Origin of the sequence: Pseudomonas protegens (assembly GCF_003732485.1) — a bacterium.
Classification (GTDB): domain Bacteria; phylum Pseudomonadota; class Gammaproteobacteria; order Pseudomonadales; family Pseudomonadaceae; genus Aquipseudomonas; species Aquipseudomonas protegens_B.
The window spans coordinates 1-14624 of record NZ_MOAK01000089.1 but is presented as its reverse complement, the minus strand read 5'-3'; the positions used below and the strand labels follow the sequence as shown (position 1 = coordinate 14624).

The 14624-nt window shown below is 63.3% G+C and carries 10 protein-coding genes; 8 read left to right on the top strand and 2 right to left on the bottom strand.

From position 1 onward, the window contains the following. Positions 1-202: 202 nt before the first annotated feature. On the bottom strand, positions 203-1225 hold the full coding sequence (locus BLX41_RS31820; RefSeq protein WP_123728071.1) for an AraC family transcriptional regulator: 1023 nt from the start codon (positions 1223-1225) through the stop codon (positions 203-205). A gap of 343 nt (positions 1226-1568) precedes the next feature. Here BLX41_RS31820 and BLX41_RS31815 point away from each other — a divergent pair, with 343 nt between their 5' ends. From BLX41_RS31815 to BLX41_RS31780, 8 genes are all read left to right on the top strand, one after another. Then, positions 1569-3779, top strand: a complete 2211-nt coding sequence (locus BLX41_RS31815; RefSeq protein ID WP_123728070.1) for a TonB-dependent receptor — start codon at positions 1569-1571, stop codon at positions 3777-3779. Positions 3780-4156: 377 nt separating this feature from the next. Then, on the top strand, positions 4157-5428 hold the full coding sequence (locus tag BLX41_RS31810) for an ABC transporter substrate-binding protein (protein WP_259745469.1): 1272 nt from the start codon (positions 4157-4159) through the stop codon (positions 5426-5428). A gap of 155 nt (positions 5429-5583) precedes the next feature. Continuing rightward, positions 5584-6510 carry a carbohydrate ABC transporter permease gene (locus tag BLX41_RS31805; RefSeq protein WP_123728068.1) on the top strand — a complete coding sequence of 309 codons (927 nt, stop codon included), beginning with the start codon at positions 5584-5586 and terminating at the stop codon, positions 6508-6510. A 10-nt stretch (positions 6511-6520) separates the two neighbouring features. Further along, positions 6521-7351 carry a carbohydrate ABC transporter permease gene (locus BLX41_RS31800; protein ID WP_123728067.1) on the top strand — a complete coding sequence of 277 codons (831 nt, stop codon included), beginning with the start codon at positions 6521-6523 and terminating at the stop codon, positions 7349-7351. A gap of 23 nt (positions 7352-7374) precedes the next feature. Beyond that, the gene (locus BLX41_RS31795; RefSeq protein WP_123728066.1) at positions 7375-8478 is read left to right on the top strand and encodes an ABC transporter ATP-binding protein; all 1104 of its coding nucleotides are present in this window, start codon (positions 7375-7377) and stop codon (positions 8476-8478) included. Between the two features lie 31 nt (positions 8479-8509). Further along, positions 8510-10009 carry a mannitol dehydrogenase family protein gene (locus tag BLX41_RS31790; protein ID WP_123728065.1) on the top strand — a complete coding sequence of 500 codons (1500 nt, stop codon included), beginning with the start codon at positions 8510-8512 and terminating at the stop codon, positions 10007-10009. Further along, positions 10009-11502, top strand: a complete 1494-nt coding sequence (gene xylB / locus BLX41_RS31785) for a xylulokinase (RefSeq protein WP_123728064.1) — start codon at positions 10009-10011, stop codon at positions 11500-11502. The genes BLX41_RS31790 and xylB overlap by 1 nt, the downstream gene beginning before the upstream one ends. A gap of 13 nt (positions 11503-11515) precedes the next feature. Beyond that, positions 11516-12451 carry a carbohydrate kinase family protein gene (locus BLX41_RS31780; protein ID WP_123728063.1) on the top strand — a complete coding sequence of 312 codons (936 nt, stop codon included), beginning with the start codon at positions 11516-11518 and terminating at the stop codon, positions 12449-12451. A 167-nt stretch (positions 12452-12618) separates the two neighbouring features. On the opposite strand, the gene BLX41_RS31775 is transcribed toward BLX41_RS31780, so the two are convergent. Further along, a complete protein-coding gene (locus BLX41_RS31775; protein WP_123728062.1) occupies positions 12619-13920 on the bottom strand; it encodes an OprD family porin in 1302 nt (433 codons plus the stop codon). Positions 13921-14624: the final 704 nt, after the last annotated feature.

The following is a 14624-nucleotide window of genomic DNA, read 5'->3' as shown; positions in this document are numbered from 1 at the left end:
GATGGGGTTACCGCCTGTGTAGGAGCTGGCTTGCCAGCGAAGGCGTCGGCCCAGGCGGTGCAAGGCTTGCGGGCCTCTTCGCCGGCAAGCCGGCTCCTACGGGGGAGATGGGGTTACCGCCTGTGTAGGAGCTGGCTTGCCAGCGAAGGCGTCGGCCCGGGCGGCGCAAGGCTTGCGGGCCTCTTCGCCGGCAAGCCGGCTCCTACGAGAGGTCCGGGTCGTTGAGGATCAGGCTACGGTAATGCCCGGGGTTGGAGCCCGACCATTTGCGAAAGGCCTTGTAGAACGAGCTGGTGTCGGCGAACCCCAGGCGCCCGGCAATCTCGGCAAAGCTGATCTGCGGCTCGGCCAGCCAGACAATCGCCAGTTCCTTGCGCACGCTGTCCTTGAGCGCCTGGTAGCTCTGACCTTCCTCGGCCAGGCGCCGGCGCAGGGTCGAGGCGGACATGCACAGGCTCTGGGCCAGGCTTTCGCTCTCCGGCCACTGCTCCCCTGGCAGTTGCCGCAACTGCTGCTTGATGCGGCTGGCCAGGCTTTCGGGGTCGCGGTACTTGACCAGGATATTGGCCGGGGCATGGGCCAGAAAGCGCTTGAGCTCTTCCTCGCTGCGCTTGATCGGCAGGTCCAGGCAGTCGGCGGCGATGATCATCCGCGTGCGCGGCCGCTCGAAGCGCAGGTTGTCGGAGAACATTACCCGGTAGTCGTCGCAGAAATCCGGGCGTGGGCAGCGCAGTTCGATGGCCAGGATCGGAATCCGTCGGCCCGCCAGCCAGCAGGCCACGCCGTGGACGATCATCCAGTAGGTGAAGTAGGTGAAGGCCCGCCGCGGCTCGTGTTCATCCTCCAGCAGGACGATTTCCGCCAGGCTCTGCTGGTGCACCAGTTGTGCCGGCAGGCGCTCGAACATCAGCGACAGAAAGCCCAGCACCGAGTCCAGCCCGCTGGCCAGGGTCGGCTGGGCCATGGCCGAGCGACAGAGGAAGGCCAGGCTACCGGATTTCAGCTTGCGCGGGTCCATGCCGAAGAACTCATCGTCCAGGCGTCGGGCCAGCAGGCGCCAGAGTCGTGCGTAGGCACTGGCCGGGACCCGAGCCCTGCCCTGCTGCAGGCCCGCCGGATCGATGCCGACCTTGAGCAGCACTTCATCGGTGGCGGCGCCCGGCGCGCAGCTTTGCAGCAGGGCCTCGCGCACCAGTTGCATGGAGATGGTGTCTTTTTCCGACATCGTGGCCAACGGCTTCCTGGACAAAGGGTTAGGACGGCCATCTTAGGCAGTGACCGGGAAAAAGCCAGTGGGCTTTGGTCCCCCCCTGCATGCCACTTGCCACTCTCCGCCAGCCAGGGCCGGGTAGCAGCGGACTGCGTCCGATGTTCAGAAGTAAACCCGAGACCACGCTGAAATGGTCGCCACCAGGACAAGATAAATACCCATAAGGAAGTGATTTATCCCAAGAGTTGCTAGGAAAAGACTGAATGTAGCCAGGTCTGCATAAGCATCATTGAATGCACAGTTATTAGGAATTAGTCTCGATTGCGATTTGATCTCATCAAGCAAACGAGTGATTCCAATGAATAAAAAATCCCCACCTGCCTTGCCACCACGCCACTTTCTGGCCTCCACCATCGGCTTCGCGATCGCCTCCGTGCCAGGCGTTGGCGGCGCCGCAGAACAGCAAAAACCGCTGCAACTGGACAGCATCAAGATCGAGGCCCAAGAGCATCGCGGCTACAAGGTCGAGCGCTCGTCCTCCAGCAAATACGTCGCACCTCTTCTGGATACTCCGCAAACCATTACCACGATCCCCTCGCAGGTGATCCAGGAGCAGCAGGCGCTGAACCTGCGCCAGGTGCTGTCCAACGTCTCCGGCATCACCTTCAACGCCGGCGAAGGTGGCGGCGGCTCGGGAGACAGCATCAACATCCGCGGCTTTTCGGCCAACAGCAACCTACAGATCGACGGCCTGCGCGACAGCGCGCAAAGCAACCGTTCCGACACGTTCAACGTCGAACAGGTCGAGGTCATCAAGGGCCCCAACTCGGTATTCGGCGGTGCCGGCACCACCGGCGGCAGCATCAACGTGGTCAGCAAGCAGCCCAAGGACCAGGCTTTCACCCGTCTGGGCGGCAGTCTTGGCAGCGACCACTACTACCGGTTGACCCTGGACGGCAACCAGCCGCTTCAAGGCGTCGGCACCGACAGTGCGCTGCGCATCAACCTGATGGGGCATCAGAACGATGTGCCCGGCCGCGAGAAGATCGAGCGCCAGCGCTGGGGTATTGCTCCGTCATTGCGCCTGGGTTTCAACGACACCACCCGCCTGACCCTCAGCGCCTTCCACCAAAGCGATGACAACCTCCCCGACTACGGCGTGCCGGCGCGCGACGGCAAGAGGCTGGCCGGCGTCAAGCGCGATGCCTACTTCGGCTGGAAGAACCTCGACAAGGAACAGATCGAGCAGAGCGCCTTCACCGCCAACTTCGAGCATGAGTTCAACAACTACCTGCGCCTGCAGAACCTGACGCGCTACAGCCACACCGCACGCGACACCATTGTCTCCGCGTCCCATACCAACACCAGCCGTGTCCCGCCGGGCCGCTACTTGCCGGCGGGCCCCCAGGCCTATGGGCGTGACGCTACCACCGAGATGTGGATCAACCAGAGCAACCTCATCGGCGATTTCGAGCTCGCCGGGATGCGCCATGATCTGACGGTGGGCCTGGAGCTGTCTCACGAAACCCTGGACCTGAAGACCTATAGTCACGGCCTGGGCAGCACCCTGTACCCGGCCCTCGGCTATGACCTGGGCCATCCACCCGGACGCTGGAATGGTCCGATCAGCAAGACCACCGGCGGCTACACCGAGACTCGCCTGACGGACCAGGCGCTGTACCTGTTCGACAACATCGCCCTGCATGAACAATGGGACCTCAACCTGGGCCTGCGCTATGACAAGATCCGCGGCAAGGCCGATAGCTACTCCGGGGCCCATGTGAAAACCTCGAAGCGCGCCTCCGATGACGCCAAGGTCAGCGCCCGCACCGGCCTGGTGTTCAAGCCAACCGAGAACGGGCGGATCTATGCCGCCTGGGGCAACTCCTTCAACCCCTCCGCCGAGAACCTCGCCTCGACCGGCAGCGGCCTGAACGCCAATACCGAGGAGCTGGCGCCGGAGAAGAACGCAACCTGGGAGCTGGGCACCAAGTGGGAACTGCTGGACAAGCGCCTGGAGCTGGACGCCGCGCTGTTTCGCGTGGAGAAGAGCAATGCCCGGGAAACCATGTCCGACGGTTCCACCCAACTGGCCGGCAAGAAGCGGGTACAGGGCGTCGAGCTGGGCCTCACGGGGCGTGTGACCGAGCATTGGAACCTGTTCGCCAACTACACCTTCCTCAACAGCGAGACCCTGAAGGCCGCGGACACCGCTTCCGGGATCGCCCGCAAGGGCCAAGCCCTGGGCAATACCCCACCGCGCTCGCTCAACCTCTGGACCACCTACGAATGGCCGGCTGGCTGGACCCTGGGTTACGGCACTCGTTATGTCAGCGAACGCAACGTCACCTCCAGCACCCAGGCCAAGCTGGACGCCTACTGGGTACACAACGCCATGCTCAGCTACAAGGTCAACCGCAATCTCGACCTGCAACTGAACGTCAATAACCTGTTCGACAAAGACTATGTAGAACGGGTACGCCAGCAGAACGGCTCGACCGCCCGCTCCTCGGCCATCGAATACGGCGATGCACGCTCGGCGATCATGACAGCCAGCTATTCGTTCTGACCCACCCCACAAGGCGAAGCCCTTTTGCCCAGGGCCTCGCCGCCGTTCTACGCGGCTTTCCCCCGGCGAGCCTGAGCATGCCCGGCATCGCAGCAAATCAATACGCAATTTTCCCGATTTTTCCCGGCCTGGCCGGACCAATCCTTGGCCAATGGCGGCTGGCGCCGGACGAAGGATTTCAGCGCAGTGCAAAAAAGTATCGGTTTGAGTGTTATGGATGATTTGTCAGCGCGGTCGTTGAGGGCTGTAATCAGCCCACATTCTTCCCGGCATCCGGAAGACATAACAACAATAACCGCCCTTCTGCCGCCCTCACCGGTGCAGAACAGGAGTGACCGATGAAACCTTGCACCCAAGCCCTGCTCCTCACCACCTGCATGACCCTCAGCAGCGTCACCTTCGGCGCCCAGACCCTGACCATCGCCACCGTCAACAACAGCGACATGATCCGCATGCAACGCCTGTCCAAGACCTTCGAGGCCGAGCACCCGGAGATCAAGCTGAACTGGGTGGTGCTGGAAGAAAACGTCCTGCGCCAGCGCCTGACCACCGACATCGCCACCCAGGGCGGGCAATTCGACGTGCTCACCATCGGCATGTACGAAGCCGCACTCTGGGGCGCCAAGGGCTGGCTGCAACCGATGCAGGACCTGCCGGCCAGCTATGAGCTGGACGATGTCTTCCCTTCGGTGCGCGAGGGCCTGTCGGTCAAGGGCACTCTCTACGCCCTGCCGTTCTACGCCGAAAGCTCCATGACCTACTACCGCACCGACCTGTTCAAGGAGGCCGGCCTGAGCATGCCCGAGCGGCCGACCTGGGAGCAGATCGGCGAATTCGCCGCCAAGCTCAACAAGCCCGACCAGGAGCAATACGGCCTGTGCCTGCGGGGCAAGGCCGGCTGGGGCGAGAACATGGCCCTGATCACCACCCTGGCCAACAGCTACGGCGCACGCTGGTTCGATGAACAATGGCAGCCCGAGTTCGCCGGGCCAGAATGGAAGAACGCCCTGAGCTTCTATGTCGACAACATGAAGAAGTCCGGCCCGCCCGGGGCCTCGAGCAACGGTTTCAATGAAAACCTGGCGCTGTTCAACAGCGGCAAGTGCGCGATCTGGGTCGACGCCAGCGTGGCCGGCTCCTTTGTCACCGACAAGAGCCAGAGCAAGGTCGCCGAGCAGGTGGGCTTCACCTACGCGCCACATCAGGTCACCGACAAGGGCAGCGCCTGGCTGTATTCCTGGTCCCTGGCGATCCCCGCCAGTTCCAAGGCCAAGGACGCCGCGAAGACCTTCACCACCTGGGCCACCTCCAAGGAATACGCAGCCCTGGTGGCCGAGAAGGACGGCATCGCCAACGTGCCACCGGGCACCCGCGCCTCCACCTACAGCCAGGCCTACATGAGCGCCGCGCCGTTCGCCCGGATCACCCTGGAATCGCTGAAGGCGGTGGACCCGAGCAAGCCGACCCTCAAGCCGGTGCCCTACATCGGTATCCAGTTGGTGACCATTCCCGAGTTCCAGGCCATTGGCACCCAGGTCGGCAAGCTGTTTTCCGCGGCGCTGATCGGCCAGACCACCGTGGACCAGGCCCTGGCCGCGGCGCAGCAGACCACCGAGCGGGAAATGAAGCGCGCCGGCTACCCGAAATAACCCGGCACGCCTTGTAGGAGCCGGCTTGCCGGCGAAGTGGCCCTTGAGTCTTGCGCAGTTCAAGGACGCCTTCGCTGGCAAGCCAGCTCCTACGCGCAGCCCGGCCACGCCAGCGCAGTGTCGCGCCCCCTCATACCCAACTGGTTGTGATCCTCATGAATACCTCGACTGCCAAGCTCCATGTGCAAGTGCAGGCGGCCCCCCGCAAGCGCCGCCTGGCCAACCCCGGCTGGTTCCTGGTCAGCCCCTCGGTGGCGTTGTTGCTGCTGTGGATGATCGTGCCCCTGGGCATGACCCTGTACTTTTCGCTGATCCGCTACAACCTGCTGTACCCCGGCGAAAACCAGTTCGTGGGCCTGGAGAACTTCAGCTACTTCCTCAGCGATTCGGGCTTTATGCCCGGAGCCACCAACACCTTGTTGCTGGTGGGCAGCGTGCTGCTGATCAGCGTGGTACTCGGGGTGCTGATCAGCGCCCTGCTGGAGGCCAGCGAGTTCCTCGGCCGGGGCATTGTCCGGGTCCTGCTGATCTCGCCGTTCTTCATCATGCCCACGGTGGGCGCACTGATCTGGAAGAACCTGATCTTGCACCCGGTCTCGGGGATTCTGGCAGCGCTGTGGAAACTGTTCGGCGCCCAGCCGGTGGACTGGCTGGCCCACTACCCGCTGCTGTCGATCATCATCATCGTTTCCTGGCAGTGGCTGCCGTTCGCCATCCTGATCCTGATGACCGCCATGCAGTCTCTGGACCAGGAACAGAAAGAGGCCGCGCGCCTGGACGGTGCCGGTCCCATCGCGATCTTTTGGCACCTGACCCTGCCTCACCTGGCGCGCCCCATCGCCGTAGTGGTGATGATCGAAACCATCTTCCTGCTCTCGGTCTTCGCCGAAATCTTCACCACCACCAACGGCGGCCCGGGCTACGCCTCGACCAACCTGGCGTACCTGATCTACAACCAGGCGCTGGTGCAGTTCGACGTGGGCATGGCTTCCGCCGGCGGCCTGATCGCCGTGGTCATCGCCAATATCGCCGCGATCATCCTGGTACGGATGATCGGCAAGAACCTGACTGACCAGAGCTGAGGTGCCCGCCATGACCCTGCAACAATCCCGACGCCTGCAAAGCCTGCTACTGGGCACCCTGGCCTGGGCCATCGCGATCCTGATCTTCTTCCCGATCTTCTGGATGGTGCTGACCAGTTTCAAGAGCGAGATCGACGCCTTCGCCACACCGCCGCAGTTCATCTTCACGCCAACGCTCGAGAACTACCTGCACATCAACGAACGCAGCCATTACCTGTCCTTCGCCTGGAACTCGGTGGTGATCTCCTTCAGCGCCACGGCCCTGTGCCTGCTGATCGCAGTGCCGGCGGCCTACTCCATGGCCTTCTTTGAAACCCGCAACACCAAGCGAACCCTGCTGTGGATGCTCTCCACCAAGATGCTGCCGCCGGTGGGCGTGCTAATGCCGATCTACCTGCTGGCCAAGAGTTTCGGCCTGCTGGACACGCGCATCGCGCTGATCGTGATCTACACCCTGATCAACCTGCCGATCGTGGTGTGGATGGTTTACACCTACTTCAAGGACATCCCCCGGGACATCCTCGAAGCCGCCCGCCTGGACGGCGCCACCCTGGCCCAGGAGATGCTGCGGGTACTCATGCCCATTGCCAAGGGCGGCTTGGCCTCCACCGCGCTGTTGTCACTGATCCTGTGCTGGAACGAAGCCTTCTGGTCGCTCAACCTGACCTCCTCCAACGCCGCCCCGCTGACCGCGCTGATCGCCTCCTATTCCAGTCCCGAAGGGCTGTTCTGGGCCAAGCTCTCGGCGGTCTCGACCCTGGCCTGCGCGCCGATCCTGATCTTCGGCTGGATCAGCCAGAAGCAGCTCGTACGCGGCCTGTCCTTTGGCGCGGTGAAGTAACCCTCGAATTCTGGAGACATCCCATGGCTCACCTGAAAATCAGCAACCTGCAAAAAGGCTTCGAAGGCTTCGAGATCATCAAGGGCATCGACCTTGAGGTGAACGACAAGGAATTCGTGGTGTTCGTCGGCCCCTCGGGCTGCGGCAAGTCCACCCTGTTGCGGCTGATTGCCGGCCTGGAGGAAGTCAGCGGCGGCAGCATCGAGCTGGACGGGCGCGACATCACCCAAGTCAGCCCGGCCAAGCGCGACCTGGCCATGGTGTTCCAGACCTACGCCCTGTACCCGCACATGAGCGTACGCAAGAACATGTCCTTCGCCCTGGACCTGGCCGGGGTCGACAAGGCCCAGGTGCAGAAGAAGGTCGATGAAGCGGCGCGCATTCTCGAACTGGGTCCGATGCTCGAACGCAAGCCCAAGCAACTCTCCGGCGGCCAGCGCCAGCGCGTGGCCATCGGCCGGGCCATCGTGCGCAACCCGAAGATCTTCCTCTTCGACGAACCCCTGTCCAACCTCGATGCCGCACTGCGGGTGCAGATGCGCCTGGAGCTGGCGCGCCTGCACAAGGAACTGCAGGCCACCATGATCTACGTGACCCACGATCAGGTCGAAGCCATGACCCTGGCGGACAAGGTGGTGGTGCTCAACGGCGGCCGGGTGGAACAGGTGGGTTCGCCCCTGGAGCTCTATCACTGCCCGGCCAACCTGTTTGTCGCAGGCTTTCTCGGCACGCCGAAGATGGGCTTTCTCAAGGGCAGCGTCAGCCAGGTGGACGGTCAGGGTTGCGAGGTGCAACTGCAGGCCGGGGCACGCCTGCGCCTGAGCCAAAGCCATCCGCAGCTCAAGGTCGGCAGCCCGGTCACCCTGGGCATCCGCCCCGAACACCTGGAACTGGGCGAGCCCGGCCCCGGCAGCCTGCAAGTCACCGCCGATGTTGCCGAGCGCCTGGGCAGCGACACCTTCTGCCATGTGCTCAGTGCATCCGGCGAGGCACTGACCCTGCGCATCCGCGGCGATCTGGCCAGCCGCTACGGCGAGCAACTGCACCTGCGCCTGGACCCCGAGCATTGCCACCTGTTCGATGCCCAAGGCGTCGCTGTCCCCCGTTCCCTGCGCGCCGCCGCCTGATGGCCGCCGCCCGATGACCGAGAGTCCATGCATGAAACTCAATCGCTTCAACCTCAACCAGCTCCCGTCCCAGGTGCAGGTGCCTGCCTACAGTGCCGCCGACACTCGCCAAGGCATCGTGCACATCGGCGTCGGCGGTTTTCACCGGGCGCACCAGGCCTACTACACCGACGCCCTGATGAACCAGGGCTGGGGCCTGGACTGGAGCATCTGCGGGGTCGGCCTGCGCCCCGAAGACCGCCGCGCCCGGGACGACCTGGCGGGCCAGGACTGCCTCTACACCCTGTTCGAACTGGGGGACGGTGACGACCACGAAGTGCGGGTGATCGGCTCCATCAGCCAGATGCTGCTGGCCGAGGACGGCCCCCAGGCGTTGATCGACAAGCTGGCCAGCCCACAGATCCGCATCGTCTCCCTGACCATCACCGAAGGGGGTTATTGCATCGATGACAGCAGCGGCGAGTTCATGCTCCACCTGCCGCAGATCCAGCACGACCTGGCCCATCCCCAGCAGCCACGCACGGTGTTCGGCTTCCTCTGTGCCGCCCTGGCCAAGCGTCGCGCCGCGGGCATTGCGGCCTTCACCCTGATGTCCTGCGATAACCTGCCGCACAACGGCGCCGTGACCCGCAAGGCGCTGCTGGCCTTTGCCGCCCGACGCGACGCCGACCTGCACGACTGGATCGCCACCCAAGTGAGCTTTCCCAATGCCATGGTGGACCGCATCACCCCCATGACCAGCACCGCCCACCGCCTGCAACTGCACGACCAGCACGGCATCGACGACGCCTGGCCGGTGGTGTGCGAGCCCTTTGTGCAGTGGGTCCTGGAAGACAAGTTCGTCAACGGCCGCCCGGCCTGGGAACAGGTGGGCGTGCAGTTCACCGACGACGTCACGCCCTACGAAGAGATGAAGATCAAGCTGCTCAACGGCAGCCACCTGGCCCTGACCTACCTGGGTTTTCTCAAGGGTTACCGCTTCGTCCACGAAACCATGAACGATCCGCTGTTCGTCGCCTACATGCGCGCCTACATGGACCTGGACGTGACCCCGCAACTGGCGCCGGTGCCGGGCATTGACCTGGCGGCCTACAAGGACACGCTGGTCCAGCGCTTTTCCAACCAGGCCATCGCCGACCAGTTGGAGCGGGTGTGCAGCGACGGGTCGTCGAAGTTTCCCAAGTTCACCGTGCCGACCCTCAACCGCCTGATCGCCGATGGCCGCGACACCGAGCGGGCGGCCCTGGTGGTGGCCGCCTGGGCCCTGTACCTGCGGGGCGTGGACGAAAACGGCGAGAGCTACAGGATTCCCGATCCCCGGGCCGAGTTCTGCCAGGCCCTGGTGGCGGACGACACCCTGCTGACCCAGCGCCTGCTGGGGGTGGAGGAAATCTTCGGCCCGGCCATCCCCAGGTCCGCCGCGTTCGTCGAAGCCTTTGAGCGCTGCTTCAACAGCCTGCGCGAGCATGGCGTCAGCCGGACCCTGGAACGCCTGCTGGCCAAGCCGGCGCATCCATCACGGAGCGCATGATGAGCACCGCCGCGCTGTACCTGGGTATCGATTGTGGCACCCAGGGCACCAAGGCCCTGATCCTCGACAGCCACAGCGGCGCCGTCCTGGGCCTGGGCGCCGCGCCCCACCGCCTGATCAGCGGCGCCAACGGCCGTCGCGAGCAGGACACCGGGCAATGGCTGCAAGCCTGCATCAGCGCCACCCACCAGGCGTTGCAGGCGGCCGGAGTCGATGGCCGGGACATTCTTGGCCTCGCGGTCTCCGGCCAGCAGCACGGCCTGGTGCTGCTGGATGATCAAGGCCAGGTGCTGCGTCCGGCAAAGCTCTGGTGCGACACCGAAACCGTGGCCGAGAACCAGCGCCTGCTGGATCACCTGGGGGGCGAGCAAGGGTCCCTGGAGCGCCTGGGTATCGCCCTGGCGCCGGGCTACACCCTGTCGAAGCTGTTGTGGACCCGGGAGCAGCACCCCGCCGTGTTCCAGCGTATCGCCCATATCCTGCTGCCCCACGATTACCTCAACTTCTGGCTGACCGGGCGCTGCTGCAGCGAATACGGCGACGCCTCCGGCACCGGTTACTTCAATGTCCGCAGCCGTGACTGGGACCGGGCCCTGCTGGCCCATATCGACCCCGAAGGGCGCCTGGAACGTGCCTTGCCGGAACTGATCGAGGCCCAGCAGCCGGTGGGGCGGATACTGCCGCAGATGGCCGGGCTCCTGGGCATCAACCCCCAGGCCCTGGTGGCCAGCGGCGGTGGCGACAACATGCTCGGGGCCATCGGCACCGGCACTATCGAGCCCGGCATCATCACCATGAGCCTGGGCTCTTCCGGCACCCTGTATGCCTATGCCGAGCAGCCGCTGGTCAGCCACGCGTCGGTGGCGTCCTTCTGCTCTTCCAGCGGTGGCTGGCTGCCGCTGATCTGCACCATGAACCTGACCAACGCCACCACCCTGGTGCGGCAACTGCTGGACCTGGACCTGGAGAGCTTCAACCGCTTGGCGGGCCAGGCGCCGATCGGCGCCGAGGGCTTGTGCCTGCTGCCGTTCTTCAATGGCGAGCGGGTCCCCGCCCTACCCCACGCCCGTGGCAGCCTGCAGGGCATGACCCTGGACAACCTGACCCAGGCCAACCTGTGCCGCGCGGTTCTGGAGGGCACCACCTTCGGCCTGCGCTACGGCCTCGATCTGCTGCGGGCCAATGGCTTGCAAAGCCAGAGCATCCGCCTGATCGGCGGCGGCTCAAAAAGTCCGCTGTGGCGGCAGATGGTCGCCGATATCATGCACACCCCGGTGATCTGCACCCGCGAAGCCGAAGCCGCCGCCCTGGGTGCGGCGATCCAGGCCGCCTGGTGCCATGGACGGCAGACGGACCCGGCCTTTAGCCTGGCGCAACTCTGTGAACGCTGCGTGAGCCTCGACCTCGACAGCCAGACCTGGCCCCGGGCCGAACAGGCGAAAGCTTACGAGACGGCGTATGAACGCTATCAACAGCATCTGGCAACCCTTTGAAGAGCGAATGACTATGTATCTGGTGTGTGGCGAAGCGCTGTTCGATTTTTTCAGCGTCGATGACGCAAGTACCCAAGCCAATAAAGTGCAGTTCCAGGCCATTGCCGGGGGCTCACCCTTCAACGTGGCGCTGGGCCTGCGCCGCCTGGGCATTGACGTGGCCCTGCTGGCCGGGCTCTCCCGGGATTATCTGGGGCGGCGCCTGCGACGGGTACTGCAGGACGAAGGGGTGAACACCCGGTACCTGCACGAGTTCGACGCCCCCACCACCCTGGCCATGGTGGCGGTCGGCGCCGACGGCTCGCCCCACTACAGCTTCCGTGGCGAAGGCTGTGCCGATCGCCAGCTGCTGCAGGAGCATCTGCCGGAGCTGGACCCGAGCGTGCGCGGTTTGCATATCGGCTCGTTTTCCCTGGTAGTGCAGCCGATTGCCGACACCCTGCTGGCCCTGGTGCACCGCGAGCGGGGGCGGCGCCTGATCAGTCTCGATCCCAATGTGCGACTCAACCCACAGCCGGATATCCAGCTGTGGCGTCAACGTATCGGTGAACTGGTGCAGCATGCCGACCTGATCAAGGTCAGCGACGAGGACCTGGCCCAGTTGTATCCCGGGCAGGCGCCCGAGGAACTGATCCAGGGCTGGCTGCAAGAGCATGCGCAGTTGGTGTTCCTGACCCGTGGCAGCCAGGGCGCCACAGTATTCAGTGCACGGCATGGCAGCTGGTCGGTGGCCTCGCCCCAGGTGCAGGTGGCCGACACCGTGGGCGCCGGTGACACCTTCCAGGCGGCGTTGATCGCCTGGCTGACCGAGCACGGGCTGGATTCACCGCAAGGCCTGGAACGGCTGAGCCGCGAACAGATCGATGCCCAATTGCGCTTTGCCGTGCGCGCCGCGGCCCTCACCTGCAGCAAGACCGGTCCCGACCTGCCCTACCGCCATCAACTCTAGGCGCCGCCTTCGCTGGCAAGCCAGCTCCTACAGTTCACCACAACCCGTAGGAGCCGGCTTGCCGGCGAAGAGGCCCGTCAGCCTTGCGCCGATTCGGGCGACGCCTTCGCTGGCAAGCCAGCTCCTACAACATTCAGCGCCACCGTGGTGCTTTTCCTGGGCCTTGGTCAGAGCAACGAGAAGTTGTAGCTGACGATCAGGCGGGTCTCGTCCATGTCACGGGCGATCTTCTGGTAGTTGCTGCGGTAAGTGGCGTTGCGCAGGCGCAGGCTCACGTCTTTGAAGGTGCCGCTCTGCACCACGTACTTGAGCTCGCTGTCGCGCTCCCACTCGCGACCTTCGCGCAGGCTGCCCGGCACCTTGATGTGGTCACCGCTGACATAACGGGTCAGGAAGCTCAAGCCATTGAGGCCGAGCGCCTTGAAGTCATAGTCGTAGCGCAGTTGCCAGGAACGTTCCTGGATCGCGGCGAAGTCGTTGACCTGGACGTAGTTCACCAGGTACGGATTGCTGCCATCGAGGTAGGGCATCGAGTTGTCGCCATACATGCGCTGCCAGCCGGCACTGAACACATGGCCGCCCAGGCTGTAGCCGAGCATGGTGCTCAAGGCACGGTTGTCGATGCTGCCGGCGCGCTCGGCGCCACTGTCGGCGCTCTTGAGCAGGCGCAAATCGCCCTTCAATACGCCGGGCCCCAGCGGTTGGTTGGCCAACAGGCCGACAAAATGCTGGCGATAGATGTCTTCCAGTTCGGCGTAGTGGTACTGGCCGGTCAGGCGCTCATTGAACTTGTAGTCCACGCCATAAGTGTCGAAGTGGTCCGCCGTGGTGTTGCAGGCATAGCGCTTGTTCTTGCAATGCACGCGAATGTCCTGGGCATCGGTGGAGTCCCGGGCGGTGTACCGGTTCAGGCGCGCGGCTGTCAGGGTCAGGCCCTTGACCTCCTTGGAGGTGAGCACGGCACCGTTGAACATCGTCGGCAGCAGGCGTCCGTCGTTGTACTTGAGCAGCGGCAGGTCCGGCAGTTGCGCACCGTACTTGAACACGGTCCGGGACATCCGCACCTTGGCGGTCAAGCCCAGCTTGGCGTACTGATCCGCAGAACCCCGTGGGTCGTGCCCACTGGAGGGCAAGAGCCCACTGTTGCTGCGGTCAGGGCTGGAGTCCAGCTTGATGCCCAGCATGCCCAAGGCATCCAGGCCAAAACCCACGGTGCCTTCGGTGTATCCCGATTGCAGATTGAGAATGAAACCCTGGGCCGACTCTTCACGCTTGGAAGCGCCCTGGTCAGTGCTGGTGTGACCGTCTCGAAAGTCCCGATTGAAGTAGACCGTGCGTGACTCCAGCTTGGCGCTGCTGTCCTCGAAAAAGCCGTCGGCCTGGGCCTGCGGGGCAAATCCTGCGCACAGGACGGCAGCTCCGAGGCCCAGGAGTGGGCACGGATTGAGTAAAGGAAAAGGGGGACGCATGAACGGGCTCCAGCAGAAAATCAGTGACGCGAGGTAAAGAAAGACCCAGGTGAAATCCATCCTGCGAATCAGCGATCGCAAGTTGAATTGATTGAATCAATGAAGACCGCCGATGATGGCAGATGGCCCCGCCCACCCCAACTCGACTTTAGTCTGACTCCCCGGTCGCAGCGACGGCCACCTCCCGGCACACTCCCAAACAGACACAATCAGAATAAAACCTATCAATTTTGCCAATTTTCAGCGCCACAAAACCTGTCAAAAAAACCTGTCCAGACGATCAAAAAGCTCCCCGCACGAAGGGAGGTGGTAGTCGATAGTGGCGAAAAAGCATCATTTTTTTGTCATTTTCATATACCGTTCGTCGGATTTATTATTTTTTATGAACACCTGAACAAGTATTTGACGCTTTCCATTACGACCATCATGATCGATCTTAAATTATTGTTTTATATAGTATTATTATTTAATAACTCTTCACCAAAACAACCAGCGTCATTTATGTAACACCAAAAAACGTCAATTAAACGTCTCTTCCGTATGGTAGTGTCAAAAAAAGAGCGCAATAGAGGCTATGTGCCACGCGCCTTTTCAGAAGGTGAGCAACTCCCTCACCCAACACTCATCATGGACGAGGTCGTTCCCTTGGAAGTCAGCGTTTTTGGTACTGGCTATGTCGGTCTGGTGCAAGCAGTTGCCCTCGC

What these genes read in the sequence shown, in the direction of transcription:
- BLX41_RS31790 (WP_123728065.1), top strand. Translation starts at nt 8,510, where the DNA reads ATGAAACTCAATCGCTTCAACCTCAACCAGCTCCCGTCCCAGGTGCAG.
- BLX41_RS31815 (WP_123728070.1), top strand. Translation starts at nt 1,569, where the DNA reads ATGAATAAAAAATCCCCACCTGCCTTGCCACCACGCCACTTTCTGGCC.
- BLX41_RS31800 (WP_123728067.1), top strand. Translation starts at nt 6,521, where the DNA reads ATGACCCTGCAACAATCCCGACGCCTGCAAAGCCTGCTACTGGGCACC.
- BLX41_RS31780 (WP_123728063.1), top strand. Translation starts at nt 11,516, where the DNA reads ATGTATCTGGTGTGTGGCGAAGCGCTGTTCGATTTTTTCAGCGTCGAT.
- BLX41_RS31805 (WP_123728068.1), top strand. Translation starts at nt 5,584, where the DNA reads ATGAATACCTCGACTGCCAAGCTCCATGTGCAAGTGCAGGCGGCCCCC.
- BLX41_RS31810 (WP_259745469.1), top strand. Translation starts at nt 4,157, where the DNA reads ATGACCCTCAGCAGCGTCACCTTCGGCGCCCAGACCCTGACCATCGCC.
- BLX41_RS31775 (WP_123728062.1), bottom strand. Translation starts at nt 13,920, where the DNA reads ATGCGTCCCCCTTTTCCTTTACTCAATCCGTGCCCACTCCTGGGCCTC.
- BLX41_RS31795 (WP_123728066.1), top strand. Translation starts at nt 7,375, where the DNA reads ATGGCTCACCTGAAAATCAGCAACCTGCAAAAAGGCTTCGAAGGCTTC.
- BLX41_RS31820 (WP_123728071.1), bottom strand. Translation starts at nt 1,225, where the DNA reads ATGTCGGAAAAAGACACCATCTCCATGCAACTGGTGCGCGAGGCCCTG.
- xylB (WP_123728064.1), top strand. Translation starts at nt 10,009, where the DNA reads ATGAGCACCGCCGCGCTGTACCTGGGTATCGATTGTGGCACCCAGGGC.